This is a genomic window from Bradyrhizobium forestalis (genome assembly GCF_002795245.1).
Taxonomy (GTDB): Bacteria; Pseudomonadota; Alphaproteobacteria; order Rhizobiales; family Xanthobacteraceae; genus Bradyrhizobium; species Bradyrhizobium forestalis.
The window spans coordinates 1-25,738 of sequence record NZ_PGVG01000036.1 but is presented as its reverse complement, the minus strand read 5'-3'; the positions used below and the strand labels follow the sequence as shown (position 1 = coordinate 25,738).

General features: G+C 59.8%; 22 protein-coding genes and 1 pseudogene. 14 read left to right on the top strand and 9 right to left on the bottom strand.

Features of this window, described 5'->3' with window-relative positions:
• Positions 1-399: 399 nt before the first annotated feature.
• On the top strand, positions 400-543 hold the full coding sequence (locus CVM73_RS39840; RefSeq protein ID WP_158237620.1) for a hypothetical protein: 144 nt from the start codon (positions 400-402) through the stop codon (positions 541-543).
• A complete protein-coding gene (locus CVM73_RS30615; RefSeq protein ID WP_100235509.1) occupies positions 540-1,145 on the top strand; it encodes a type VI secretion system ImpA family N-terminal domain-containing protein in 606 nt (201 codons plus the stop codon). Before CVM73_RS39840 ends, CVM73_RS30615 begins: the two co-directional genes overlap by 4 nt.
• A gap of 238 nt (positions 1,146-1,383) precedes the next feature.
• On the opposite strand, the gene CVM73_RS41220 is transcribed toward CVM73_RS30615, so the two are convergent.
• From CVM73_RS41220 to CVM73_RS30595, 3 genes are all read right to left on the bottom strand, one after another.
• Complete coding sequence (locus tag CVM73_RS41220; RefSeq protein ID WP_245452473.1) at positions 1,384-1,467, bottom strand: site-specific DNA-methyltransferase; 84 nt, start codon at positions 1,465-1,467, stop codon at positions 1,384-1,386.
• Positions 1,468-2,233: 766 nt separating this feature from the next.
• Positions 2,234-3,070 (bottom strand): Crp/Fnr family transcriptional regulator, encoded by an 837-nt coding sequence (locus tag CVM73_RS30600; RefSeq protein ID WP_100235508.1) that lies wholly within the window; start codon positions 3,068-3,070, stop codon positions 2,234-2,236.
• A 386-nt stretch (positions 3,071-3,456) separates the two neighbouring features.
• The gene (locus CVM73_RS30595; protein WP_100235507.1) at positions 3,457-3,933 is read right to left on the bottom strand and encodes an Lrp/AsnC family transcriptional regulator; all 477 of its coding nucleotides are present in this window, start codon (positions 3,931-3,933) and stop codon (positions 3,457-3,459) included.
• Between the two features lie 521 nt (positions 3,934-4,454).
• On the opposite strand from CVM73_RS30595, the gene tnpA reads away from it, so the two are divergent.
• The 9 genes from tnpA (at position 4,455) to CVM73_RS30555 (ending at position 12,776) form a co-directional block, all read left to right on the top strand.
• Positions 4,455-4,877 carry an IS66-like element accessory protein TnpA gene (gene tnpA, locus CVM73_RS30590; RefSeq protein ID WP_100235506.1) on the top strand — a complete coding sequence of 141 codons (423 nt, stop codon included), beginning with the start codon at positions 4,455-4,457 and terminating at the stop codon, positions 4,875-4,877.
• A complete protein-coding gene (gene tnpB / locus CVM73_RS30585; protein ID WP_100235505.1) occupies positions 4,871-5,224 on the top strand; it encodes an IS66 family insertion sequence element accessory protein TnpB in 354 nt (117 codons plus the stop codon). Before tnpA ends, tnpB begins: the two co-directional genes overlap by 7 nt.
• A 51-nt stretch (positions 5,225-5,275) precedes the next feature.
• Positions 5,276-6,841 (top strand): IS66 family transposase, encoded by a 1,566-nt coding sequence (gene tnpC, locus CVM73_RS30580; protein ID WP_100235504.1) that lies wholly within the window; start codon positions 5,276-5,278, stop codon positions 6,839-6,841.
• Positions 6,838-7,440, top strand: a complete 603-nt coding sequence (locus tag CVM73_RS30575) for a plasmid pRiA4b ORF-3 family protein (RefSeq protein WP_100235503.1) — start codon at positions 6,838-6,840, stop codon at positions 7,438-7,440. The genes tnpC and CVM73_RS30575 overlap by 4 nt, the downstream gene beginning before the upstream one ends.
• 297 nt (positions 7,441-7,737) lie before the next feature.
• The gene (locus tag CVM73_RS30570; protein WP_208639264.1) at positions 7,738-7,953 is read left to right on the top strand and encodes a hypothetical protein; all 216 of its coding nucleotides are present in this window, start codon (positions 7,738-7,740) and stop codon (positions 7,951-7,953) included.
• Between the two features lie 1,003 nt (positions 7,954-8,956).
• Positions 8,957-11,077: a prolyl oligopeptidase family serine peptidase gene (locus CVM73_RS30565; RefSeq protein WP_100235544.1), complete on the top strand. Its 2,121-nt coding sequence runs from the start codon at positions 8,957-8,959 to the stop codon at positions 11,075-11,077.
• Positions 11,078-11,415: 338 nt separating this feature from the next.
• The gene (locus tag CVM73_RS39395) at positions 11,416-11,601 is read left to right on the top strand and encodes a hypothetical protein (RefSeq protein ID WP_146006674.1); all 186 of its coding nucleotides are present in this window, start codon (positions 11,416-11,418) and stop codon (positions 11,599-11,601) included.
• 216 nt (positions 11,602-11,817) lie between these two features.
• Positions 11,818-12,024, top strand: a complete 207-nt coding sequence (locus CVM73_RS30560; protein ID WP_208639263.1) for a cold-shock protein — start codon at positions 11,818-11,820, stop codon at positions 12,022-12,024.
• 395 nt (positions 12,025-12,419) lie between these two features.
• Positions 12,420-12,776, top strand: coding sequence for a HipA domain-containing protein (locus tag CVM73_RS30555; RefSeq protein WP_158237618.1), 357 nt, complete (start codon positions 12,420-12,422; stop codon positions 12,774-12,776).
• A gap of 432 nt (positions 12,777-13,208) precedes the next feature.
• Here CVM73_RS30555 and CVM73_RS41685 read toward each other — a convergent pair whose 3' ends face one another.
• The 4 genes from CVM73_RS41685 to CVM73_RS41670 all read right to left on the bottom strand — a co-directional run bounded on the left by CVM73_RS41685 (position 13,209) and on the right by CVM73_RS41670 (position 14,592).
• Positions 13,209-13,382, bottom strand: a complete 174-nt coding sequence (locus tag CVM73_RS41685; RefSeq protein ID WP_347338472.1) for a hypothetical protein — start codon at positions 13,380-13,382, stop codon at positions 13,209-13,211.
• Positions 13,375-13,830 carry an MATE family efflux transporter gene (locus CVM73_RS41680; RefSeq protein ID WP_347338471.1) on the bottom strand — a complete coding sequence of 152 codons (456 nt, stop codon included), beginning with the start codon at positions 13,828-13,830 and terminating at the stop codon, positions 13,375-13,377. Before CVM73_RS41680 ends, CVM73_RS41685 begins: the two co-directional genes overlap by 8 nt.
• Positions 13,831-13,836: 6 nt before the next feature.
• A complete protein-coding gene (locus CVM73_RS41675) occupies positions 13,837-14,082 on the bottom strand; it encodes a hypothetical protein (RefSeq protein ID WP_347338470.1) in 246 nt (81 codons plus the stop codon).
• A gap of 114 nt (positions 14,083-14,196) precedes the next feature.
• Positions 14,197-14,592: an MATE family efflux transporter gene (locus tag CVM73_RS41670; RefSeq protein ID WP_347338474.1), complete on the bottom strand. Its 396-nt coding sequence runs from the start codon at positions 14,590-14,592 to the stop codon at positions 14,197-14,199.
• Positions 14,593-16,746: 2,154 nt separating this feature from the next.
• Between CVM73_RS41670 and CVM73_RS30540 the strand changes: the two genes are divergently transcribed.
• The gene (locus CVM73_RS30540) at positions 16,747-18,045 is read left to right on the top strand and encodes a glycoside hydrolase family 28 protein (protein WP_100235499.1); all 1,299 of its coding nucleotides are present in this window, start codon (positions 16,747-16,749) and stop codon (positions 18,043-18,045) included.
• 224 nt (positions 18,046-18,269) lie between these two features.
• Positions 18,270-19,271 carry a pectinesterase family protein gene (locus tag CVM73_RS30535; RefSeq protein ID WP_100235498.1) on the top strand — a complete coding sequence of 334 codons (1,002 nt, stop codon included), beginning with the start codon at positions 18,270-18,272 and terminating at the stop codon, positions 19,269-19,271.
• 805 nt (positions 19,272-20,076) lie between these two features.
• Here the strand turns inward: CVM73_RS30535 and CVM73_RS30530 are convergent.
• Together CVM73_RS30530 and CVM73_RS30525 are read right to left on the bottom strand one after the other, a co-directional pair.
• A complete protein-coding gene (locus CVM73_RS30530; protein WP_100235497.1) occupies positions 20,077-20,694 on the bottom strand; it encodes a DnaJ domain-containing protein in 618 nt (205 codons plus the stop codon).
• Positions 20,695-21,357: 663 nt separating this feature from the next.
• Positions 21,358-23,184, bottom strand: coding sequence for an NEL-type E3 ubiquitin ligase domain-containing protein (locus tag CVM73_RS30525; RefSeq protein WP_100235496.1), 1,827 nt, complete (start codon positions 23,182-23,184; stop codon positions 21,358-21,360).
• Positions 23,185-23,871: 687 nt separating this feature from the next.
• Between CVM73_RS30525 and nopM the strand changes: the two are divergent.
• A pseudogene (nopM, locus tag CVM73_RS30520) lies at positions 23,872-25,482 on the top strand (T3SS effector NEL-type E3 ubiquitin ligase NopM); the annotation flags it as partial.
• Positions 25,483-25,738: the final 256 nt, after the last annotated feature.

The following is a 25,738-nucleotide window of genomic DNA, read 5'->3' as shown; positions in this document are numbered from 1 at the left end:
GCGTTGACCGGCCGACGTTCATCACTCGATAGGTGACACGGCGCTGTCATCTCGATCAATGACGAGAGTTGATAGTTGACCGAGGCACAGAATTGGTGCGTCTCGGCGCTGCCGCGCAGGAATCATGTCTAATCGCTCCTCGAGCCTCCGGTCCCCAGTCCACGAAACCGTCTAGCTCGGAGTGAAAAATCATCGACCGCGTCCTGCTATCGGGGCGTGCGCGGGACGCGGTTCTGCTGCGCCCTAGGCGACGCCGCGGGCCAATCATTGCCCCGGCCTAAGGCCCCCAGAGTCTCTGATGTCGGGTGTGCAACATGCTGTCGGGCCCATGACACGTCCGACTAAGCAAATAGCGTTTACAATCAAGCTATGGAATTTGGCATGAGCCTTGATTGAGGCATGTCAACAGCAGCGCCCGTGCAAGGAGCGGCAGTGGTGGCTTACAACATCATCGGCTCTCAGTTCATTGTCTGGGCCGGGCATGAAATCGACTTTTCCAATGAGGCGACCCATCTCAATGCGCGTATTGTTTTGTCAGCATGATCGATTATTGGATCGTAGTCCGCGATAACATTGCTATGCGTTCGCGCTACGGTGCTGCGCCTGTGCCTGACCCTCGACCTGCCGGCAACAATATTCGACAGACAGCCGCTTTCAAACGGCTCGAGGCCGAGGTTCGGCTCATGGACCTGGACGGACCGGCTGCGGTTGACTGGAGCAAGGTCAATACTCTGTCGCTCAACATTTTGTCGAGCCGGTCAAAAGACATGCTGGTCGCCTCCTGGGCTATCTATGGCTTGTTTCGGGTCGAGGGATATGAGGGTCTTGCCGTCGGCCTCGGCGTCCTGCGCGGTATGGTGGAGGCGCACTGGGAAGAGTTATTTCCGTCGATCACGCGGGATGATGCGCGGATCGCGGCGATCGATTGGCTTCTTCACCTCGGACCGGCGCTGGCCGCGAATGAGCCGACTGAAGCCGACGCTTCAGCAGTGGTTGCCGCCTTTGATGCGCTCGAGGGACTGGGTCGCGAACTCAGGGGGAAGCTGGTCAACGGATGGGTCACTCTGGAGGTTTTGTTCCGGGCGCTCCAATCGTATTACGAACGAGCCACCACTCGCCTCAATGCCACGTCGGGTCGCAACTAGCGCCGTTGGCGAATGGCCTGTCTTCATGGACCGCTTGCTCATACCGTGCAGCAAAGGTGCGAGTCTCGCCCCTCGGGTCTCTACAGGTCAATATATCGGCGTCGCCTCATCGCGATCGTCCCATAGGATCTCGCTTCGTTGCCGGCGTGCCGGAATTCGATCTTTCGCAGGCGTCACCCGATCCGTTAGCTGCGTCATCTGGCCAGTCAGGCGTCGTGCGCTTTGCCAATGCCTCTGCTCAAGCTCCATGCCAAGGTAGTCCCGGCGGCCTGGCGTTCGCGGCGACCAGGGTTGACCCTGAACCGCAGAACGGGTCGAGCACGACGCCGCCCGAACGCTTCGATGAACGGCCACAAAATAGAGGTCGGCTTTTGGGTCGGATGCAGGCAATTGCCGGTGTAAGGACCAGTCGATAATATCGGGCGCGCGAAGGCCCAAGGCCACGTCGCCCTTGGCAAGAAGGTATGCCTGCTCGTGCCGGCTTTCAAGGAAACGCACAGAGGACTTCCGGACGCGGTACATTTCTCGAAAGGCCGGTTAAACCAATCGCCGTTATTGTCGTTGGGGACGGTCTGACCGTCGCGTCAGCGATCGCTCACGAGATAGGGCGGGTCGTTCAAGATGGAATCCACGGATGCGCAGGCGATGGCTCGCGTCACCTTGACGCAATCGCCATGAATGACGGTGTTGCGGAGCCGGTTGTTTGGGCTCCCTCGCCCGGCCGTGCCGGAGCGGCCTATCGGCGTTCCTCAGCCGGTTTCGGTTCGCGGATAACGAGGCGGCCATTAAGCATAGCGGTCAGCAGTATATTGAAGCCCTTGCCGTCCTCGTGCAGCTACGCGGCGCGGTCCAGAAGGTGTTATCACCTTCGCTCACTACGAAGATTCCGTGCGGACGAACGTCTTTCGGTTTGCTTTTCATGTTCGTCTCCCGTTGGTTTTTCATCGCCACCGATTGGTTACCTCGCCGCCAGCTACACGGCGCAACAGGAACGATTGATTCGTGACGGATGACCTTTCTCTGGGCGAATTTGCCTCAACTTCGCGTCACAAGAACTCAGAGGACGCAGAAACGCCAGTCGCGAGTTGCTAGCTCGCCTGTTCTTCGCCGAGAGTGCGGACTTGTAAAGAGGCATAGGCAGCTGAGACGAGCTTGTAGCAACAGCATGCTTTCTCTTCGAGCAATTTGTGTTCATCGATCTGCAAGACGCCCCGCATCTTGCGAATCAAGCCTTGCTCCTCGAAGCGGATCAAGGTTTCGGTCACACCGGCGCGGCGAAGTCCCAGCACCGAGGACAAGTAGTCGTGGGTGACTGGCAGCACGCGGGAGTCGATAGCTTCACCAGCAAGGCAAATCCAGCTCGCGAGGCGCTGTTCACGATGGTGCCGAACGCCGCACAATCCTGTCTGGACGCACTGAAATGTCAGCGCTTGCACGTACTCAAACAGATGGTCTCTGATCTCGGGATGCACCTTCATGATCCGACGAAGATCTTCGACGCGAATTCTGTGCGCGCTTCCGGGGAAAACGACGACAGATTGATGCGTCGAAAGATGTCCTCCCCACAAGAAGGAAGTGCCGACCACGCCCTGATAACCTATGACTGCCGTTTCGAGCATACTGCCCGCGGCAACAACTCTGAGCGACACGAGGCCGCTCTCTACAAAGTAGACGTGCTCGACCGGCCTTTTTGGCTCTTGCAGAACCATTCGTTCTTTCAAGACGACCGGCTCGAGACACTCCCCTATTGCCGCAAGCTGTTGGAGTGAAAGACGCGCCAAGATCACGTTCTTCACAAAGGGCCGTTTTGCAGGACGCATCTGAAGAGAACGAACAGGCTCCGGTCGTGGACCAGGCAGCTGTGGGACAGCTCTATCTTGAGAGCAGTCAAGCACTTCGGGGACGGCGGGCACGCGATCGGTCATGGTCCCTCACCCGGCAGGAGGCCTTCGCTCGCCTGCGCCTGAGCGCAACGAGAACGCGATTAAGACTATAGCGACATCTTCATCTTGATTGATGCAGGGAGTTACTCAGCGGCGCCCAAATCCCGCGTTGAGGGGCCTGTCTTCGACGAATTTCGACCAGGCGAATGGAGGCGCTCGCGCCGGCTCGAACTCAAGTGCCACATTCTTGCTCTTGCACCTTGCCGTTAGCGGTACGATTGATTGCGTCCACGGCATTGCCATATAACCCGGCTCTACGGGCATCTCTTCTCTATTCCTGACTGAGATCCCAAGAAGCCGCAGGAGAGCGAAACGGTCTGGTCAACATCTCGATTGCGGGCGCGAGACGATTGCCCGCATCGAAGCAATCAATCGTTTGGGGGCAGCTCCACCGGAACAGCAAATCCAACCTTTACGCGATCCAATATGACCATGCTCTTGAAGCCCTTGATATCGCGATTTTCGTAGAAGAAGCGCCGCGTGAACTCCTCGTACTCCTCCATGGACCGCGCGGTAATGTACAGGACGAAGTCGGCATCGCCCGTGACGTAAAACCCGTGGACGACATCAACTGATGATTTGATGGCCTTCTTGAATCGATCGATGATATCGGCGCTTTCCCGCTCCAAGGTCACCAGTGCAAGCACTTGAATAGGTCGTCCGACCGCCCTTGGCGATACAACCGACACGTCGGCTTGGATGATGCCCTCCGAGCGGAGCCTCTTCAACCGTCGTTGGCACGCGGTAGGAGAAAGCCCGGCCATCTCGCCAATCACGTCTGAAGTCAGACGGTTATTCTTTTGCACGATCTCGAGGATGCGGGCATCTATCCGATCGTACTGCATAATCACCTCCGAGCCTGAGACGAATTCCGCCGCGAGATGGCCGCTCTGCGCAGGAAATCCTCGAGGGTGAAAATACGACGAAATCTTCCGTGACAAAGGCCCAACTTGATCAAAGTAGGGATGAGGGGCGTTTCCACTGGCATTCTGCGGCGCGGCAGGCAGCGAAGCCGAAGAGCCGGCCTTTCGGATGAGAGATCTGGCCTTCGTTTTCGACAAAGATGTAAACCGAAGCGAAACCGAAGCGCAATCGAGCCGGGCCGCGTGATAAATGGCGGAAACGGCATCCTGATTTGAGGCCAGCTACTAGCCCCTGACGAGCGCGCGCGAAGGCGCCTTTCTGCCTCTGAGAGGCGAACCCTTGGGGCGACTTCGTCCTCCAGCTCGATAACAGCCGCAACATGGAATCATGACTGCGATGTGCATCAACTGCGGTGTAAGCGTAGCGCCGAGGCCCTTCAGATTGTCTGTGCGCAGCCTTGGGAGCACCGTTAGAAGAGTCATCTTCGGCAAGGGTGCTCATAATGGACGACCATTCGGACGACATAAGACGACCGTTGACGCAGCGTATCGAAGTGTATGCTGGCGCAGGCCGGAAGCAGTGGCCGGATGATTTGAAGGCACAGATTGTCGCGGAAAGCCTCGAGCCAGGTGCGGTTGTAACAGATATCGCACGCCGCCATGGCTGCCGGCCGCAGCAGGTGCATGACTGGCGGCGCCGGGCGCGTTCAGGTCAACTGGTGCTGCCGGCTTCGGCGGATACACTATCATTCGTGCCTTTGGTGTCGGAGACGTCGCTGCCGGCGGCTGCCGCGCCCTCCGGATCGTCGGAGGCTGCCGCTGTTACGGTTGAGTTCCTGGGGGCACGGGTGGAGGTGCGCGGAACGCCTGGGCTTGCCGTGCTGAGTGATGTGTTTGTGGCATTACGCCGGACACGTTCATGCTGACGGCTCCCGCTGGCCTCATGATTTACGTTGCGACCCGACCTGTAGACTTCCGGAAGGGCGCAGATGGCTTGGCACTCTTGGCGAAGGAGACGCTGGGCCACGATCCGATGAAGGGCGTGGCAGTGGTCTTCCGTGCGAAGCGTGCCGATCGGGTGAAGATCGTCGTTTGGGATGGCAGTGGCCTTGTGCTGTACTGGAAGCGGCTTGAGGGTGGCGCCTTCAAATGGCCGCCGGTTGTTGACGGTGTAATGCGGATGAACGCCGCACAGCTGTCGGCGCTTCTGGCCGGCATGGATTGGACACGCATGCACGCACCTCGAATCCCGCAGCCGAAAGCACTTGCGTAGGGCATAAAATCTTCGCTGCATCGGGGCGCGAAGCATGGCAGACTCGGGCCAATGAGTGATTTGCCTGATGTGCTGCCGAGCGATCCAGCCGAGTTGCGTGCCTTTGCCGCGGCTCTGCTGGAGCGCTGCGCCAGGCTCGAGCGGTTGCTCAAGCTTGCAAAAGATGCGCAGTTCGGTCGATCCTCGGAAAAGCTTGACGCTGATCAGCTCCAGCTTGTTCTGGAGGATATCGATCAGGCCGTCGCGGCTCTCGAAGCAGCCGAGGATCGTGCCAATCCCAAAACATGCGAGAAGAGAGCTGCCGAGCGCAGGGCCAATCGCGGTCAGTTGCCGGAGCATTTGCCACGCATCGTTGAAACACTGATGCCGGCTGCAACCTGCTGCCCGTCCTGCAAAGGCGATCTCGTTGAGATTGGTCACGATGAGAGCCAGAGGCTGGACGTCGTACCGGCGCAGTATCGCGTAATCGTCACCCGCCGGCCCAAACTGGCCTGCCGCGCCTGCCAGGGCGTGGTTCTCCAGCACGCTGCTCCCGAGCGACTGATCAGGGGTGGATTGCCTACCGAGCGGCTCGTCGCGCATGTGATCGACGCCAAGTATCATTGGCATTTGCCGCTCTACCGCCAGGCGCAGATGCTGGCGACCCACGGAATTGCCATTGATCGTTCCACGCTCGCCTTCTGGGTCGGCTATGCTGCCCAGGAGCTGAAGCCCTTGTGGCGCCGTCTGCGCGAGGTTTTGCTCGCCTCCGCAAAGCTTTGTGTCGATGAGACCCCGGCGCCAGTGTTGGATCCGGGGCGTGGCAGGACCAAAACCGGCTACTTCTGGGCGCTCTCGCGCGATGACCGGCCTTGGGCCGGACCTAACCCACCTGGGATGATCTATGCCTATGCACCGGGCCGCGGCGCCGTCCATGGCTTGAGGCTGCTCGAAGGCTACCGTGGCATCATCCATTGCGATGGCTATGAGGCCTACAAGACCATGACACGAGAGACGCGTGCGGACGCCCTGTCCGGTACGCTCGCGTTCTGCTGGTCGCATCTACGGCGTCAGTTTGTGAAGATCGAGCGCGAAGCTTCGCCGGCACCGGCTCCGGTTGCCCGCGAGGCCCTCGCGCGCATCGCCCAGCTCTATGCGGTCGAGAAAGCCCTCCGCGGCCGATCTGATGCCGAGCGCCGCGCGGGCCGACAAGCGCATGCCCGGCCTCTGGCTGCAGCCTTGAAGCAGTGGTTTGAGGCAACGCTTGATCACCTTGCGCAGAAAAGCGACACGGCGAAGACTTTGCGCTATGCGCTGCGTCATTGGAACGGCTTGACGCTCTACCTTGATGACGGGCGCATCGAGATGGACACGAATGCAGTCGAGCGTGCGATGCGGCCGATCAAGCTCAATGCCAAGAACGCCCTGTTCGCTGGGTGCGACGAGGGTGCCGAGAATTGGGCATTGCTGGCTTCGCTCATTGAAACCTGCAAGCTCAATGGCGTCAGCGCCGAGCACTGGCTCTCCGACGTTTTTGCGAAGCTCGTCAATGGCTGGCCTGCGGCGCGACTGGACGAACTGCTTCCCTGGGCGTCGACCTACACGATGCATGCGCACGATCCGAGGCTGGCAGCATGAGCCTGAACACGACCGCCGTCCGGATCAGGGTAACCCTCAAGGACGTGAAGCCGGAGGTGATGCGTTGCCTTGTCGTACCCGTCACCCTGCGCCTTGATCGGCTGCATCTGACGCTTCAGGCGGCGTTTGGCTGGACGAACAGCCACCTCTTCGAGTTCCTAGCTGGCGAAGGGCGTTGGGGCATCCCTGATCCCGACGGTGATTTTGGCCCCCAGCCGATCGATGCCCGCAAGGCGCGGCTCTCCGATATCGTTCAAGAGACAGGCGCCAAGACGATCCATTATCTCTATGACTTCGGCGACAGCTGGGACCATGTGATCAAACTCGAAAAATGGTTCGACAACACGACGATAGAGGGACTTCCCCTCCTGCTCGAGGCCGCCGGTCGTTGTCCTCCGGAGGACGTCGGCGGTGCGCCAGGCTATGCCGACTACCTCGACGCCATCGGCGACCCTACCCATCCAGAACATGAAAATATGCGCCTCTGGGGGCCCGAACAGTTCGATCCCAACGTCGTCGACCGGAAGACGCTCGAGGCCGCCGTCAACGCATTGTCCGGAATTTGGAAGCCGCGGCGTCGCGCCACGCGGCTCAAATAGACGTCAAGCGTCAATCAAAAGGGCCGCAGAGCTACGCTTACACTGCGGTCGCTCCGGTACAACCTGGATCGCAAATTGCGCGCGGCTCGTTTGGCGCGAGTCAGCCGCGACCAGCACAAGCTGTAGCCTGCTCACAACCCCACCTTGCTGGAGACGCGAAGCGCTGTCCTTCGCATTTTCGTGCGGTGATGTTGCTGCTGGTCGGCAGACTATGTCCGTGAGCTGGACAAGAGCCGTGTCACCGTTCCGGCTGATCAGTGCCTTATTATCGGTCGCGGCTGGACCAACGTGACTCAGATGCCGCTGTACCTGAACCATGCCGTGGCGCTGGCCACCTACAACGAGATCGACCTCGCGGATGTCGCCCTGAAGGAGGCCGCGCGTGCAGACGAGAAGAAGGCCTATGAAGCGCTAGAGGCCCGACTGATGCACACTCAGGACAGGCTCTGGGAGCTGCCGATAGTCACAGCTTCGCTCAGCGGTCGTCCCGAACAAGAGCCCGGTGTCGGGTAGGATTGAGCAGGCGAGGAGCACAGCACGGCAGATTACGCTGTTCTGCAGCAGCACAGAGGAACGAATAGAATTAACGCCGACGCGGTTCTTGCAGGTTGCGCAAGCCTGGATGATGACCGGAAATGAGTGAACGAGCTGCATCAAGGTATCACGGGAGTGATCCATAGTGGAGGGGGCGGTGTGCAGCCAAGGCGTTGTTCCGTACCCGTAAACGACGCTTATGCAAGTGGCGTCGGCATCAGCGAGCTTTTGGTCGTTCCGCGCCGGAAAGGCTGCCCATTGCAATGGAGGCCGCAAGCCTCGTTAGCACAGAGTGGCTCGCACTCGCCTCGCGCCCGCCAGGCTGCTCCGCCAGCAGCGGACATTCTCGATCGACATCTCGCCCCTTCGTCCGGGTGGTACGCCTTTGAAGGACCACGGGCTCGTGCAGCCGATTTCCGCCGGTAGGGTCAGGACTGTTTGAGCCTGACCCTAGCGACAAAAGAACTCCTGATGACAGCTTCGTTTCGTCAACTTATCGAAAGATAGAACCTGACCCGGCGCTTGAACCCGTCTGGTTAGAGCCTCGAGCTCAAGACGCATTGCTACTAGGAGCCGTAGTCCTTGCTTCTGCCCTTATCGTCTTGAGTGCAATCCCCTGGGAAAGGCGCTGCTCTTTGTCATGATGATCCCCGTCGACAAGTCTGCCAAATATACTCGCTCGAAGGGATCTACACAGGCGGAGCATCCGTTCTTGGTTGCTGAATCCGAAAAGACCGGTGCCATCTGACGGACTGTCCGGTCGACACGTTGTCGGTGTCTGCTTCGCAACCAGTGAAGGGAAGCGGACAATCGTGCTGAAACCGGAGCGGTTGAAACTTGCGACTCTTTAGTCGGCACGCAGCTTGCAGTGAGGGGGCGCGACATAGCGCAAGCCGCGCTGTGTCACGCGCTTGCGTGCTTTCCGCTGCTTCTGATTGACTCGGGGCGAGCCTGGCCGCTGGACGTCAGCCGGAGCAAATCCATGAAGTCATCACTCCTGTTCGCCACGCTGATGGCGATTGCCTGCTTGATCTCCACGACGCTTTCACAGGAGCGAACCGATGCGGCACTGACTGATGATCCATTCCGTTGGCTCGAGGAGATCGAAGGGCCAGCCGCAGTGGCTTGGGTTCGCGCCGAGAACGAGAAGACGCTCGAGGTGCTTCAGTCGGATCCTCGCTATCGGCACTTCTACGAACAGGCGCTCTCCATCCTGCAGAAGGATCGGATCGCAGATATTCAATTGGAAGGGCGCGGTTTGGAGCATTTCTGGCAAGACGAGAACCAGGTGCGCGGCGTCTGGCGGCGCACCACGCGTGAGAGCGATCGTGGCCAGGACCCAAAGTGGGAAGCCATCCTCGACGTGGACGCCTTGGCCGTCGCCGAGAATAGAAATTGGGTCTTTCGAGGTGCCAGCTGCCTTCCGCCTGAAGAGCGCCTCTGCCTAATTAGTCTTTCCGATGGCGGCAAGGAGGCCGTGTCCATGCGGGAGTTCGATCGCACCGCGAAGACCTTCGTTGCGGACGGCTTTAGTCTCCCGGAGGGCAAGCAGGACGTCAGCTGGGTCGATCGTGACACACTGCTTGTTGCACGGGACTGGGGCGAGGGGACTTTGACGCAAGCCGGCTACCCCTTTGTGGTGAAGGAGCTCAAACGCGCTCAGTCGCTTAGTGAGGCTCGCGAGATCTATCGTGGCGAGCCCACCGACAGTGAGACGCAGTCCCTCGTGCTTCGTGACAGCGAGCGTCATATTCATGCGACCGGCGCGGTCCGCGCAATCAGCTCTTTCGAGTCCGAATATGTGGTCTTCCGCCCCGATGGGCCCGTCAAGCTCAATCTGCCGAAGAAGGCCGCGATCGTCGCGCTCGCGTGCGGCCGCCTGCTTGTGAAACTTGACGAGGACTGGACGCCGTCCGAGGACAACCGCTTCACGGCGGGCTCGGTGATCTCGTATGACCTCGACGAATGGAAGCAGGATCCGTTGCGCGCCAAAGCCTCGCTTGTCTTTCAGCCTGGACCCCGCCAGGCCGTCAGCGAGTTAACCGCCACAAAGAAATTCTTGATCCTGACGATCCTTGAGAACGTTCAGAGCAAAGCGCTCGTCTATAAGTACGCTCGGGGAGCTTGGTCCGCGACGCCCATACCGCTGCCGGAACATACAGGTGTCAGCCTGTCAGTTACCTACGACGAAGCGGACCGGGTCAAGTTTACCGTCTCGAGCTATCTCGGACCAATTTCAGTCTGGTATTTTGATGCGGAAAGCAAAAGACTTGCGGAATTGAAGAAGACACCGTCTGCCTTCGATGCGTCCAAGCATGTCGTGGAGCAGCTCGAAGCCACTTCGCGTGATGGCACGTCAATTCCCTATTTTCTGGTGCGGCCCAAGAACGCAAGGTTTGACGGCGCAATTCCGACACTTCTCCATGGCTATGGCGGTTTCCAGGTTCCGCTTCTGCCCTCTGATCTGGGGCCGGGGGGGCGGCTCTGGCTCGAACAGGGCAATGCCTATGTCGTTGCGAACCTGCGCGGAGGCGGCGAGTTTGGCCCACAATGGCATCAAGCCGCCCAGGGGGCAACGAAGCAGACGACATGGGATGATTTCCTTGCCGTTGCCGAGGACCTGATCCGCCGCAAGATCACGAGTCCACGCCGGCTTGGAGTAATTGGCGGCAGCCAGGGTGGCCTCCTCGTTGGCGCGGCAATCACCCAAAGTCCCGAGTTATTCAACGCGGCGATCATCGAGGTGCCGCTGCTTGACATGCTTCGATACACCAAGCTGGGCGCGGGCGCCTCTTGGATCGGCGAGTACGGTGACCCCGCCATTGCCGAGCAGCGTGCGTGGATCGAAAGCTACTCGCCCTACCAGAAGCTGGTGGCGGGCAAAACCTATCCCGTTCCCTTAATTCTTACCTCCACCAAGGACGACCACGTGCATCCAGCACACGGCCGCAAGGCTGCCGCGAAGCTCGCCGCGCTGGGCCAACCTTACCTGTATTACGAGAACATCGACGGGGGACACAGCGCCGCGGCCAATCTCACGGAACACGCTCGTCAACTGGCGCTTGAATACACCTATGCATGGAGGCGGCTTTGTTCTGAGTAAACTTCCGTCAACGGGCTGATCGAAGCAGATCAGATCGAGACGGTTATCTCAACGCCTTCACGTTGCTCCGGTGAATTCATCGGACCCTGCGAGAGGCTGGTGAGCAGCCGGCGGCGCGACGAAGTTCGTCAGATGCGCAAGTTACCGGTTTGAACAGGCTCTGCCGCTGTCGAGCGGGTTTGCCGCTTCGCCCGAATACAACAGGACGAGCGGATAACTTGCCAAATGCGCTTCCTCGAGGATTGTCTCGGCACGCCCTGTTCGTCCGACGGGGCGCGACGTGCGGGCGACCTCGGAAGACGAACAGCCAAAGCGCAGCCGTGGGAGCGTCTTCGTGCTTGAGAAAACATGTCAGGCATCTTCATGCAGGCACGCTCGGATTTACATTCCTGCTCCAGGCCGCGCAAGGAGTTGGCGGCCGGCTGTCATTCAAGGTCGATGAAAACCATCCGCCGGCTCTGGATGAGCGCGGCATGTTCGAGGCTACGCAACTGTTCTGTAAGCCAGTGGTGCGCGACGAGTGAAGCGAATATCAAAACGTCATCTGGGCTGAAGCCTTGCGGCGAAACTGTCGTCGACGTCAGGATTTTTGTCGCTTGCACATGCGGCCGCAGCTAGACCACGCCATACAGAAAACAAGCACGTGATCAGCGGAGCGATTTTGGGCATCTCTTGCCGACCGTCTTGATGACGGGGAGACTCTTCGCTAGATCACAATGGTTCACTATGGAGATGCCGCCGTGGCAATGGGTATTGTGAAGTGGTTCAACCCGACCAAAGGTTATGGATTCATCAGGCCTGAGGACGGAAGTCCCGATGTCTTCGTGCACATCAGTGCCGTCGAAAAGGCCGGTTACACCACCCTCGAAGAGGGGGCCCGGGTAAGTTATGAGCTCAAGGCCGGGCGTTCTGGTAAGACCTCAGCTGAGGATCTCCGGGTTGGCTGATCCGACCCGCCTCCGGACACTGCTCTACAAAGCGTGTTCTCGCACCTGTCCGGCGATGCCTGTCACGGCGCGCCGGGCGTTCGGCCTTTCGACCGTCTCTTCTACGCATGGGGCTGTCGCGTAAACCGCTTGAGAGGTTCGATCTTCTGGGACCATCGACCAATCGCTGGAGCCAGAGACACAGCTCTACCAGCCAGGTCGCAGTGCCGCTGTGGCAACGTATTTCGGCCAGCTAGCCACGTCGAGCCGTACGCTCGTGAACAGCCGGGAAGTCGCGCACGCCTCGAGCCCATGAAGCGGTTGGCGGAACACGGGCCGGATCCAGGCGGACTTTGTGTTTGGCGATGCTCTTGGCCGGGAAATACGCAAGAGGGGCGGCATGCTATGGCGCCGCCATGGCGCCACGCTACGACATCGTCTGTGCGGCGCCATATCCGAAGATCACCCGTAACATGGCGCAGAAGATCGGCGGGCAGAAGCAGGCTGAAGAGCTCGGACGCAACCACCGGGAGCGCTTCACCATCGACTGCAAGCTCTCTCCAGCGCAGACAATCCGGCGCGTCTCCGAGATTGCTCAGGCCGTGGCGCACCGTGTAATGGCGGCCAAGGCTGAGGTCGAAGCCATGCCTGCCGGCGGCGATCCCGTCCTGGACACGGCGGCCAAGGCGGTGATTTCGCGCGCACGGTGTTACCTAGAGCGCCTGAAGCAGGCGGATCCAGCGCCGGAAGAGGCAGCAGCCCCAACGCCCTAGGAATAGACCCATGTCGCGCCGAAGGCCGAGTCTGCCTGCCTCCCGTCGGCGTCCCGCGGAGACTATTTCCGGCAGGCGCGCCAGCCCCACCCTCTGGAACGAGGCGATGATTTCGGCAGCCACCGCTACGCGCGATGTGCGCGGGCGCCGGGGTGCGGCCGAGATATCGGTATAAGATCCCGCTTCTTCAAGAGTGCCGAGGACGACCCGAAGCGGTCAGGCAGTGCGAGGGCCTTGTCAACTTGTCGCAAGATCAAGAGATTGGTCGATCGCGCTCCGCCCTCAAGCATCCGTCGCCGAAGAGTAACTTAGGTTCGTTGGAGCGAGATTCGGCGTCGCCTCGACGTGCTTAGCGCGAAGGCGCGATCGATGGCTGAAGACTCAGGCTGAAGCATCGCTCGTCCTTGCAATGGGAGGTCTGTCCGCCAAAAGCTACAAGCGCAGTACGAGAAGGGCCGCGTAGACGGCCTTGCCGATCGATAGGCCAATCCAGATGCCAACTGCGCCGAGGTCAGTTTTCAGGCCGAGCACGTAACTGAGCGAAAAACCAATCAGCCAGTAAGCGATGCCAGCAAAGAGGAGCGGCACGCGTGTGTCCTTAGCCACGAAGGCCGCCAGCCGCGATGCTTTGGACGGCATCAGTCATGAAGAAGCTCGCGCCAACAAGGATGAGAGTTGCAGTCAGCTTGATCGTGGCTTCGGCGTTAGTGGCCGATTGGCCGATGAACAGCCCGGCGATTTCAAACCGAGTTCCGACCACCGCAATCGTAGCAATCGCCGCGATCAGGATTCCGAGCAGCATGCCGGCAGCACCTGCTCGCCTGATGCCGGACAGATCGTTGCGGCCGAGTGCGTGTCCGACGCGTACGCTCACCGCCATCCCGATGCAGAATGGAATCATGAACAGGGCCGTTGCGACCTGGAAGGCAATCTGATGGGCGGCAACGGCCGTGGTGCTGATCACACCCATCGGAAGCGCCGTCGCAGAAAAAAGGCCCGATTCCATGAAAATGGCAACCGAAACCGGCGTCCCGATCACGATGAGCTGCCGCATCAATGGCTAATCGAACTGCCACAGAGATCGGAGCACCTGGTAGTCGCGAAACGGGCGATATTGTGTGACGAACCAAATCCCGGCAAGGAAAGTTGCACTGTTCACGAGGCCGGTCGCAAGGCCGGCTCCGAACAAGCCAAGTTGCGGCAAGCCGAATTGGCCGGTGATCAACAGATAGGCCAGCAGTGCATTGGTCGGGATGGCGGCGAGCGTGATCCACAAGGCTGGCGTTGGACAGTTGACCGCCGCCATGAAACTGCGGATCGCCAGGAACCACAATGCCGGCAAGATGCCCGAGGCTAGCCCGAACAGATATTGTTGAGCTTGCCGCGCGATGGCTGGTTCGTAGCCGAGCGCAAGCGCAATTTACTCGCCCTGCAGTGGCAAAATCATGATCGGCGCCCAGAGAACGATTGCAACCCATAGCCCCATGCGCACCGAGCGCCGTACCAGAGCTCCGTCCGCCGCACCACATGCTTGGGCCGCGAGCGGACCCACCGCCGAGATCACACCGGCTGCGAAGGTCACGCCGACCGACAACATCATGCCGGCAAGCGCGGCTGCCGCCATTGCCTCAGTGCCGATATGGCCGATCCAGGCTAGATCCGTCGCCATCATCGCGATCTGTCCGAGCTGCGTGAGCGCGATCGGGCTGGCGAGTGTTGCGGTTGCGGCGAGTTCGTCGGTGAGTTGACGGCCAGCTACCCATTTCGCCAGCCGACGAGGCCGCGATGCGGGCGTTTTTTCTGCTGTCTTCCTCATGAACACGCCGCCCCGGATTGCGCGCTTCAGCTATCCTTCTGCCGTCGCTGACACAATCTCGTCGTTGCGGTTGCGGTCGCGGTCGCGGTCGCGGTCGCGGTCGCAGCATCGGCGCCATGGCCAGCGAACGCACCGCTCAAAATGGTGAGAGCATTCTGGTCACGTCCGCAAGATTCTTTGCTCTATATTGACCTCTGCCATAGTGAGCGCTCCTATCACCGTCATGGTTGCGACTTTAGCTGTCTCGTTCAAGACGTTGTTCGTTTCAAACCCGACAAGAGCGCCGCCTCTAACTAGGTGCTGCGGGAAAATACTTCATAAAAACGCTCAAGCGGCATTGGCATGCCGGTTGCTTGAATATGTGGCGAAACCACTTGTGACCATGATGCTCGTTCGGCGCCCAATCCAGGTGTTCAGATGAAACTTGCCCGCCCGATCGATAGCAGAGGTCTCCTGATGCGCTTTCCAAGCCGTGCGCCTGCGTCACGAACTCTGCCATCTTCGGATCGCGCTCCGGTTTGCCGGGCCGAATCCGATCGTCTTGTAAAAGGCTAGGGACGAATGGCGGTCCTCAACAAGAGGGTGCACACCACGGTAAAGGCGTTGTACCTCAGGACGCTTGTTTGCGTCAGTTTTGGCCGGTGGCTCAAGCGCCGGGTATCTGCGAGATACCGAGCCTGGCTTCGTGAAGCTAAGCGGCGGCCTTAAATCGGTGAGCTGATGCAGGACGATTGGGATCCTGAGAAAATACTCAGGCAACAGGACGAGCTCAAGGTCAAGCTGCTTCGCGCCCAATCGGTTGTCGCCGAATGTAAGGCAGGATTGGCGGATCTGGAGCGAAGGCTCGAGCGTCGAGCGGTCTCATCTTCGATCGATAAACGCCAGCGCAACTCTGCGGCAAACAATTCGATACGTAACGCACGACCGCCCCAATCGCGAAGCGTCGATGATCCTGTTGACCAGGATGCTGCCGTGGCGTTTTCGAGTCGATCATGGGACCGCTGAAAGCTGCCGCCGCGCACGTTAGCGGCGAAAGGTTTTGTCACGGGCTTGGCGAAGATCTCGAGACGCATGGTGTTGCGAGCGCGGCGGGCGAACTGGACAACTGGGTGCGGCACTGCCGATAGGCTCGGCTTTTGGTTGATCCCGGTGCGTTGGCCAAGGGATGGGCGCAGAGTAGCACCACATAAGGGACGCATCGCCGGGTTTTGGCTAGAGTCGCCTGTTTCGGGGGCTGCTCACGTAAATGTCCTGAATCGAATGCCAAAGAGCTCTCCACCTTGAGCCAGCCAGTTCGCTCGTTTTGTCCGTCTTCAAGGCGCTTAAATTACCGGTAGACCTGTCTGGAGGGTGCGCGAGGGGGCGCATCCAATGACACGGTCGTCTGTTATGCCCGTGGGGCAAGGCATGCGAGTCACGGGCGGTCCTGACCGCGTGGAAGACGAGAGAGGGCCGGCAACGGCGGTCGCCTAAGTTCGTGAGAACCCAGGAAGAGGGTTCCCGGTGCGAATGCGGTCCAGTGCCGGCCGTAGCTTCGTCAGCTTCTCGAAAGCTTCTCCGAATACGGATGATTCTGGACGGAGGCTGGCATGGACTCGTGGCTCAATCGAAGCGAAGCGGATCGCCTTGAACAAAGTTTAGCGGCAGCGGCGATGAACAGTCCAGGTCCCTAACCTTGCGGGCGCTCGATCTCGATCTTGCCGCCGTGAAAGCCGATCCGGCCGCGCGTTCGTCCAACGACGTGTCGCTACACGTCTTGCGGCGCGCCTTCCAGGCTGAACGGCAGCTTCGGTGTCGGGTGACCCTGTGGGCCGCTGTTAGTTCTTGTCGTGCGGGTCTTTGATCGAACGTCGATGCGACCGAGCGTACGGAGTGACGCGCGGTTGACATGCCGCAAATCGGGGCCGGTCGGCGCTTAAACTCTGTGAGAACGCTGAGAAGCTGTTTGGATCTTGGACGACCGCACAACGCTTCGTCGTTTTCGCGCATAGGCAAGGTGCTACGGCGCGATCGCACGGTGGAGGCCTCTGCTACGCGTCTTATAAATGTCATCTTGCGCGGGCCAGTGACGCGCGCGACGGCTCGATCGAGCCAGCGCTCAATACAAGACAACGCACGCGGCAAGGATGCGTGTGACAAAGCACGAGCAGGTCGATGATAAAGCGTTTTCGCAACTGGGTCCTATTGTCCATACTCACCTCCATGATTGTCTGCTCCGCCGCAAAAGCGCAAGACCGCCGGACTATCGTCGAACCTGTTGCACCTGATACGATCTGCGATCGCCCTGTGCCTTCCGGCAAGAACGATACAGTTAGCCTACAGGACGCCATTGAACATTGCCCCGCTGGGGCTGCAGTCTATCTCGGGCGCGGCGAGTTTCACTCAGGTCCACTCGAGATGAAATCGGGCGTGACCTTATGGGTCGGACGCGGTGCGACGCTGATCGCCATTCCCGAGCCTGCCGCTTACGACAAGGGCCTCGGACAATGTGGTCGCATCGCGGAAAAGGGCGACGGCTGCCGGCCATTCATCAGCTTTTCTAAAACGCGCGGCGGCGGCATCTACGGAGAGGGCGTCATCGATGGTCAGGGCGGGGCAATGATTGGCGGCGGCGCGGAAAGCTGGTGGCAGCTAGCCCGCCGCGCCCAAGCCCTGGGCGGCAACCAGAACGCCCCGCGATTGATCCAGATCGACCATGCGCAGGACATCACGTTCTCTGGTGTCACGTTGCGCAACGCTCCCAATTTTCACGTCGCGCTGAGCCGGGTCGAAGGTGCCACGTTTTGGGGCCTCACGATCGATTCACCGGCGGATGCTCGCAACACCGACGGCATCGATCTTGGCGCGAGTCAGGATGTGACCGTCACCCACAGCTTGATCCGTACGGGTGACGACAACGTCGCAATCAAGGCCGGCGATAGTGGCTCAAGCAGCCATATCTCGATCATTGATAATTATTTTGGCTGGGGGCATGGCATGTCGATCGGCAGTGAGGTGAATTCGGGGGCCAGAGACATATTGGTGCGTAATCTAACGCTGGATGGTACGACGTCTGGCCTGCGCATTAAGAGCGATGTCAGCCGAGGCGGTGTAGTCGAGAGCGTGACTTATGAGTATGTGTGCATGCGGGGCAACAGATGGCCGGTGGCTTTCGATACAAAGTATGATCCGCGCGCGCAAGGCACGAGGATTCCGGTCTATCGGCAAATCGTTCTCCGTCATGTGCATGGCGACACCGGTGTGTTGCTGATGCGCGGCCTGGACGAGCGGCATGCACTTGACGTGACACTCGAAGATGTCCGATTTGCCAATTCCGCGACTTGGCAAGTTGAACATGCGAACCTCACCGCAAAACATTCTGACGTATCACCGCCGCTGCCCGGACGAGCTGCAGAACCCCTGCTGCGCGGATCGGAGGTATGCTCCAGGGCATTCCGCGACGGCAATCGGTAAGCATGACACCCGGTGCCGAACTCGGCTGCTGAGTTCCGCATCTGGGGCAAGATGACCGGTGCTGACGAAGGTCAGCCTCATGCCCCGAGTTGGTTGCAACTGTCCGATGGTTTGCAGGGCCGGCGCGACAAATGTGTTGACCATGCGTGGCGGCTATCCCGCGGCGCTATCTTACATCGGCTGCGTCGACCGTGCCGCGAACTCACAACGAAGAGTGAGATCACATGCGAGTTTTGGTGCCGTCTGCGCTTCTGGCCGGATGTTTCTTCATCTCGGCAGCGTACGCTCAGTCAGTATCGGTGTCGCATGCCGGAAATGCAGACTATCAATCCGTGCAGCAAGCCATCGACGCGTTGCCGGCGGAAGGCGGAAATGTCCGGATTGGGCCGGGCGTGTATCGCGAGAAGGTCAGAATCTCCAAATCCGGTATTCATATCGAAGGGACAGGCAGGAAGCCGGAGGATACGGTCATTGTGTATGGCGACGGCGCGATCAATGTAGGAGGAACCGCCCGTTCGGCCACGCTGGATGCCGCTGGCGATGACTTGCGGCTCGAGAATCTGACCATCCAGAACGACTACGCCCTCAATCCGGCCAATCCACCCTCGCAGGCGGTAGCGCTGTCCGTTACCGGAGACAGGGACGTCGTTACGCGAGTCCGCCTGCTCGGTGCCCAGGACACCCTCTTTGCCGGTAAGGGACCAAACGGCAGAATGTCACGACAATACTTCTCGAACTGCTACATCGAAGGGCATGTCGATTTCATATTTGGCAACGCCAAGGCCTGGTTCCGGCAATGTGAGTTGCACGGCATCGCAAATCAAGCGGTCATCTATACGGCTCAGAGCAAGGCAGCGCCGGATGAGGACAGTGGCTATGTTTTTGATCATTGCAGGCTAACTGCCGACCCTGCTGCGGGCTATATCGCACTTGGCCGCCCTTGGCGCCCCTACGCCACAGTGGTCTTCCTGGCGGCCAAGATAGATGCCCCCGTGATCGCGGAAGGGTGGCGCGAATGGACGCCCGGCAAGACCGATACGTTGAGGACAAGCTATTATGCTGAATACCGATCCTTCGGCGTCGGGGCCAACCCCTCAGCCCGCGAGCCTCACTCCCATCAACTGACAGATCGCGAAGCTGCAAGATGGTCGCTGAGCGTGTTCTTCGGAGGAGCCACAGATTGGCTGCCAAGTGAACCATATCGATGGACGACAAAGCAACGGTGACGAGACGAAAGCGATCGTCGGATGAATGACGGGGGAGTGCGGATATCACGGCGGCGTGGGCTAGGACCGACATCGCGCTTGGCACCAAATTTGCGGCTAATCGAAAGCCTCACCAGACGGTTACTCACGAACAGGGAAACGCGCAACTGCGTGCGATAGCCCAGTGCTTGATGAACGCGTTGCACGGTGTGGAAGGCGTCAAGTTCACGATGCTTGCCTTGCCTCGCGGCGACGGCAGAGCTCTTGAGATAGGTAGGTGGCGCGGGGCGGTACAGCCCTGGCTATGTCAGAACCGGCCGTGAACCCCGCGATCCGTCGGGCTCTCGTGATCGATCGTTGATCCGGCGCCACCGAGCGAATGGGCTGGACCGGTCGCTTCTGCGCCGTAACCCTTTCCATACTGCCAACGCGTGTCCCCGGAAAGGTTCGTACTTTCGTGTTGCCTCCGAAGAACGGAGGGGTCAATCGTGCGCACCTCCTGTTGGAGCTTCAAAGGTGGCACCGGCGGTAGTAGCGGCTCAGCCCTCAGGAGTGGAAGGAGCCGTTTGGCATTTCCACGAACTCACCGCTGGGCCGATGCAGCCGTCAGGTCCACAGGATCTTGCCGCATCCCTTTTTCCGGCCCTTCTTCCTGACCGCTGCGCGGAACGAAAGGAACCGGTCATCGTGTCGATTGTCCGCCATGGTCGCCCGAAAGCGTTAGCCAGGGGAGTCAAATTGCCCGCATAGCCAGAGCAAGCTCTGGATGGTTCCGTCCTCCACTTCCGATGCGTCGTTGAGGTCCGCTGAGATGTTCGGGCTAGCGCTAGCGCACCAGGGTCTTCAGGTACTGGTAGGCCTTGATGATCTCGACCAGGCGATCCTCCGTGGAGCGGTCGCCGCCATTGGCGTCGGGATGGTGCTGCTTGACCAACGCCTTGTACTTCGCCTTGATATCGCTGAGCGTCGCGTTAGCATTCAGGCCCATCACCTGCAACGCGTTGCCCTCGACATTGAAAATCTTGCGCGCCTCAGGCTTGGCCTTCGCGCCTTCGCGGGCACCGGCGCGTCCGTTCAGCTCGACGAGCGTGCAGCGGGCATACCAGTCGTCCTCAAAATTGGCAGTGCTGCCGGTCATTTTGTGTGCGCTGATGCTCTCGCCCATCTTCCAAGTGGGACGATGGCCGGTCAGCGCGTCCCTCTCGTAGCGAGCGACCGCTTCCGCGTCCATTCCCGAGAAGAAATTGTAGGACTGATTGTATTGGCGAACATGATCGATGCAGAAGTGCCAATAGGCGCGCGCATGGTCGCGGCCCTTGGGCGCGGGATGGGTAGCCTTGTTCTTGCAGGCAGGCCATTCGCACAGCGCCGCGGGCTGGCGCTCCTGCGCTTCCTGCCTATTGATGCGAATGGAGTCGAGAATTTCGGATGTGTCGATCAACATGACCTGGCTCCGTTGGCGGAGCGGCAGTTAACAGAGCCGCTTCTATGCTAGAGACTTAGTTTGGACGGCAAGTCGGGTCTGACTCGGCCTTTGCGTCTAGTTAGTGGCATGATGTAGCGGGCACTTCCCAGCAATTGACATGCCAGGTCGCGAAGTTGATTCAGACCATCATCTCTTTGAGATTTCAGATCGACACAATCGAAATTTGCTGTCGGGTTCTGCACATGGAGGTCTTAAATGGCACGGGGGGAGTACGTTCAAAAGCCAAGCGAAGGCACTGCTCGGCGGCAACGACGAAGGCGGGCGACGTCTTCTGAATCTTCTTTCGAGGCTTTGAAAGTCTTCCGTCTTGCGTAGCGAAACAGAGGGCGCATTGCCTCGATTTGAAAGGCATTCGGAGCCGCTCCTTCATGGATCAACGCAAGTCACAACGTCTGTCCGCCGCTGACGAAGCGCCTGCTCACCAGCCTCCCGCAACAGCCTCGCTTGAGGATTTCTTAGTCCAGAGTCTCGTCGGCCCTCACTGAAGGTTGGTCTCGACAATATCCGAGACGATCAGAGCTGCCCGTCTGGCAAAGCACCGGCGGGCTGAGACAACGATCCGGGTTGAGGACGAGCTAGGAGTGACCAGGCCGGAGCTGCTCTAATACGGCAGAGGCCACGTCATAGGGTGAGGCCGTGCTTATTGAGCACCTTATCTCTGAGAGCCCCCTTGATCTCACGGGCGATCTCTTTGCGAACTGCGGCACCCAACTCTAGCTTGGCATCCTCGACAAGGTCAGCTTCGGCCCCGATCAAACCTTTGTCGGTGAGCTGTTGCTGCAGCCGGCTGTCGAACTCCGTCCCCATTGCAGCAAGGAGCTGGTCGTGCGCCCTGGTGTGGTCTTCGGGTGCGATGCGACTCATAACGTCGTCCCAGGGTTGCCAGTCCACCGCCAAATAGTCGGCGAATTCCGCCGCCTCTCGGTTGCGCACGGATGTCTCCGCGCTGTCAACGTCAGCGTCGGTCACACCGGAAACCTCAAAGAAGCGCATGTTCGGGGCGACGTGTTGCAGTCCCAGCCGCTCGCGGAGCTTATTTTGATAAGCAAGAGAGACCTCAATGGCGTCGATGTCTTCGACGTTGTTGCCCGAGCCTAGCGCGTGAACCTTCTCGCGCGCAATTCTGTCCAGCGCGTCCAGGCGGAACATGACCCGCCCCAGATCGATGAGATCGGGAAGCCTGGCCTTGTTGTTATAGGCGCCGTTCTCGACCTCTGCGATGAGGCGTGCGGTCTGCATGCCGTTCCAGGTCAAAGTTCTGCGATCCTCGCAGCTCTGGTTGGCGTCCAGGACCAGTTGGAAGTAGCGCTTACGCAATTCCGGGTTTCTCGCCACTTGGCGCAGATCATTGGCCACCGACTGCCGGAATTCTTCGTTGCCAGAGTTCACGGAGTCGAACAGTTTGCCAAGGAAGAGCGCGTATTGTCGGGCGCCCGGTTCTTCAGCGACGCTCTGCCAAGAGGCCAGCACCTCTCGATCACCTTCCTGTGGATTTCCCCGGAGCCAGTTTGCGACCGCTTCAGTGAGAGCATCGGCCTGTTCATCGTCTGTCTCGGACAATTCACTTTCGTCATTGCGCGAATGGTAGACGGTCGGACCGGCATAGCCCCCGGCGCTTAGGATTGTATCCAGGTTCGCGAGCACCTGCTCGGGCAGCGGATTTTCAGTCAGAACTATTCTGCCACCGGTGCCCAACTGCGGCAGGAGGTCCTCGGGCAGACTCGTCAACTCGTTTTGGCTCGCGTCGAGAAACTCCAGTGAAGCAGGGAGGGCCTCCGGCAAACGCGTTAGTTGGTTTTCGCTGACGTCGAGAAACCGAAGCGTGGCAGGAAGGACCTCCGGCAGATTGGTCAACTGATTGTGGCCGGCGTAGAGAAACTGGAGCGAAGCAGGGAGAACCTCGGGCACATCCTGCAACTGATTGTGGCTGACGCCGAGAAACTCCAGCGCAGCAGGTAAGACCTCTGGCAAGCTCCTCAGCCGGTTGGAGCTCGCGTCGAGACCTCTGAGCTCGGTCGGAAGCGCGGGCAGGCTGGTCAGCTGATTGCCCCTAACGTCAAGACGCTGGAGCGAAGCAGGGAGGCTATCCGGCAGAGTGGTCAACCGATTGAAGGGCACATCAAGCGCAACGACAGCGTTCGGCAGTCTTGGCAGGCTTGTAAGGGACAGCGATCCAAGATCCAGTGTAGTGGTCTCACCGAGAGTGTTCACTCGGCGCACCGCTTCTTCCCGATCCTCGAGCGGGCCTACCTCCGGTTCAGCAGCCCAAATCTCAAGCACCTCATCTCCAGCGCCCTCGATATGGGCGGAATCTCCGGGGTTTGCTGCGGAGCCTGCGACGACCGCGTTCCACTGCGCCGCGTCTTCGTGTTGCCCGTCCTGCCCTCCGGAAGATACAGAAGGGATGCCACCGTTGCGCTGAATATGTCCTGTCTCAAATGGATCCATCCCACCCTCCCCATGAAATTGAGCGCAGACTCAGCCCACGGTGACAATGCTCTAGGACCCTGAGCTTTCGATAAGCTGACAAACTGTCGCCGTAAGTGGCGTCGGTCGCAACGAAGCTGGCATGACCTTGGATGCTGGATTTGATCGGTCGATCCCCCGACCGTAAGATATTTTCCGCTGACGCGTTTCCGCGCATAACCACGCAGCCGCGGCTCGAGCATAAGGCCCTCGCGTGGCGACGGTGCCTTTCTCCAACTTCCTGCGATGCAAGAGCGCACGCGCTCCAACGCCCAACGCCCAACGCCCAACGCCCAACGTCCGCGTCGGTCCTCTCTCGTGCCAAGACAATCGCTGCCGTGCTGGTATTTGCCGTTGGTGGCGAGCCCAACTATCTGGGTGTTTTTGCAGCGACACCCGTCAGCTGATCGACAGGTGCGCCTGCTAAGGGCGGAGGCTGCCACCGTTGACGGATCTCCGGACTTATCTGGCCAACGAGATGGCAGAGTGCGGGCAGCAGTATCGATCTATTGTCCAGGTTGGGCTCGTATCGGCCTGTGTCGAAGAGGTACTGGACGGCCGTCGCGGCCCGCGCGCGCGGGCCTTCGAATGATCATTTGCTCTGCGGACCTAGCTGCTTCCCGGCCTTGGGAAGCGGGGGGTATTCTTGTTCTGACGATGGAGAAATTGATGAACACGGGACAGGCACAGTGGAGTGCAGGTTCTTCCTCGGCGCTTTCTGAAGACGCGGACCAGGAAAGCTACCTCGGCGGCTTCAATCGTGCCGTGGCCAATTTGGTCGAAACCGTGACTGGGTATCGGACCCCAGCCTCCGCGCGCGCGCAGATTTTGGACAATTGGGTTGCCGAAGAGGGGCAGGGCGAAGCCGAGAATAGGCGACAGGGGCGCAGACGAATCAGGAATTCGGATAGCACAGGCTCGCGCTCGCTGGATTTGTCCTCGCTCTCGCTGACCGCTCTGCCCGCCGCCCTGCCGCCAAGGTTGCTCGAACTGCGCGCCAGGCACAACGAGCTAAGCAGCCTGCCTGCTATTTTCCGACCCGGTCTCCAGCATCTTTTCATTAGCCATAATCGCTTGACCAGTTTGCCGGATGATCTTCCGGCGACCCTCACTGAGCTGGAGGTCGCTGACAACAGCTTGACTAGCCTGCCGGCAAACCTTCCGGCCGGGCTCCAGATCCTGAATGCAAACGACAACCGGCTCACCAGCCTGCCGGACGCTCTTCCGGGCGGGCTCACCTCGCTTGCGGTCAGTGGCAATCAGTTGACCGAGCTCCCCGCATCCCTCCCTTCGTGGCTCATTGAACTCAATGTCAGCGGCAATCAGTTGGCCAACCTCCCCGACCCTCTTCCGAGCACGCTCCAATCACTCAATGTCAGCGGTAACCGGCTGACCAGCCTGCCTGAAGGCCTTTTAGATGCTCTTGTGCCGAATAATAGCCTCTACTACCCGCATCTGGAGAGCCTCGAGTTCGCCGACAATGCGCTGCCGGACGACGTCCTCGCTCATCTGGCGGCGGCTCAAGCGCCACCGCAGCTTGCGCAGCAATCCCTGCATGAAGCTGCCGCCCACTGGCTCGCAGACGACCCGGCCACGCTGGCCGAATGGCAGCACTTTGCGGATGAGCCCGGCGCCCAAGACTACGCACAGTTCCTGGAGAGGCTACGAGGCACCGTGAACTACGGCAGTGACGGGTTTCGGCAGGCAGTGGCTGATGATCTGCGGCATGCGGCCGCCAATCCGACATTGCGCGAGCAGTTCTTTGCGCAGGCTTCCGAAGCCAACACGAGCTGCGAGGATCGCGTCACCTTGCACTGGAATGGTATGCAGACCGCGCGCATCAACGCTGACGTCAAGGACGGGTTATATGACGATCGGCTTGGCGATCTGATTCAGCGCGGCCGCGTCGCCTTCCGCTTGGAGGCGTTGGACGAGATCGCGCGCGACAGGATCAATTCGCTCGCCAGCGGCAACCCGAACGTAGACGACATCGAAGTCTACCTGGCCTATCAACATCGGCTGCGCGAGGCGCTGGAGCTCAGTCATCTCGCCCCTGACATGCGCTTCCTGGCGGTCTCTCACGTAAGCGAGGATGATGCGACGGCGGCGCTCGACCTGATCCGGGAGCGGGAAGCAAGCCAGTTCACCAACTACATGGCTAGCCGTTGGCAACCCTGGGAGACGGTGCTGGAGCGCATCGATCCGGGCGAACATGCAGCGATGGGAGACCGGGTGGTCGAAGCCATGGGCGAAGAGTTTCAAACCCGCTTTGGGCGGCGGCGATCAAGGTGAGACCTTAGCGACAATCAGGATGAGACTGCGCCGATGGGGACGGACCGAAGGGAGGGCGTAGCCCGACCGGAGGACCGTTCCCATCGGCGTCGCGTTTTTCGGACCGGTCTGGCGGCTGGGTGCGGCTGGTGCAAGCTGTTGATTCGTCTCGACAAGAGGGAATCGATGCCTTGCCTGGCCTTCACATCACCGACCACCAGATGAGGCTGTACATGACCTACCGACTGACATTGTCTCCCGAGGC

Excerpts from the sequence above, each read along its gene's own strand:
- CVM73_RS30615 (WP_100235509.1), top strand. The coding sequence starts at position 540 with ATGATCGATTATTGGATCGTAGTCCGCGATAACATTGCTATGCGTTCG.
- CVM73_RS30570 (WP_208639264.1), top strand. The coding sequence starts at position 7,738 with ATGCCGCTGTACCTGAACCATGCCGTGGCGCTGGCCACCTACAACGAG.
- CVM73_RS41675 (WP_347338470.1), bottom strand. The coding sequence starts at position 14,082 with ATGGCGGCGGTCAACTGTCCAACGCCAGCCTTGTGGATCACGCTCGCC.
- CVM73_RS30575 (WP_100235503.1), top strand. The coding sequence starts at position 6,838 with ATGAGCCTGAACACGACCGCCGTCCGGATCAGGGTAACCCTCAAGGAC.
- CVM73_RS39840 (WP_158237620.1), top strand. The coding sequence starts at position 400 with ATGTCAACAGCAGCGCCCGTGCAAGGAGCGGCAGTGGTGGCTTACAAC.
- CVM73_RS30535 (WP_100235498.1), top strand. The coding sequence starts at position 18,270 with ATGCGAGTTTTGGTGCCGTCTGCGCTTCTGGCCGGATGTTTCTTCATC.
- CVM73_RS30595 (WP_100235507.1), bottom strand. The coding sequence starts at position 3,933 with ATGCAGTACGATCGGATAGATGCCCGCATCCTCGAGATCGTGCAAAAG.
- tnpA (WP_100235506.1), top strand. The coding sequence starts at position 4,455 with ATGGACGACCATTCGGACGACATAAGACGACCGTTGACGCAGCGTATC.
- CVM73_RS41680 (WP_347338471.1), bottom strand. The coding sequence starts at position 13,830 with ATGCGGCAGCTCATCGTGATCGGGACGCCGGTTTCGGTTGCCATTTTC.
- CVM73_RS30530 (WP_100235497.1), bottom strand. The coding sequence starts at position 20,694 with ATGTTGATCGACACATCCGAAATTCTCGACTCCATTCGCATCAATAGG.
- CVM73_RS41670 (WP_347338474.1), bottom strand. The coding sequence starts at position 14,592 with ATGAGGAAGACAGCAGAAAAAACGCCCGCATCGCGGCCTCGTCGGCTG.
- CVM73_RS30565 (WP_100235544.1), top strand. The coding sequence starts at position 8,957 with ATGAAGTCATCACTCCTGTTCGCCACGCTGATGGCGATTGCCTGCTTG.
- CVM73_RS30540 (WP_100235499.1), top strand. The coding sequence starts at position 16,747 with ATGATAAAGCGTTTTCGCAACTGGGTCCTATTGTCCATACTCACCTCC.
- tnpC (WP_100235504.1), top strand. The coding sequence starts at position 5,276 with ATGAGTGATTTGCCTGATGTGCTGCCGAGCGATCCAGCCGAGTTGCGT.
- CVM73_RS30600 (WP_100235508.1), bottom strand. The coding sequence starts at position 3,070 with ATGACCGATCGCGTGCCCGCCGTCCCCGAAGTGCTTGACTGCTCTCAA.
- CVM73_RS30525 (WP_100235496.1), bottom strand. The coding sequence starts at position 23,184 with ATGGATCCATTTGAGACAGGACATATTCAGCGCAACGGTGGCATCCCT.
- tnpB (WP_100235505.1), top strand. The coding sequence starts at position 4,871 with ATGCTGACGGCTCCCGCTGGCCTCATGATTTACGTTGCGACCCGACCT.
- CVM73_RS30555 (WP_158237618.1), top strand. The coding sequence starts at position 12,420 with ATGGCGCCACGCTACGACATCGTCTGTGCGGCGCCATATCCGAAGATC.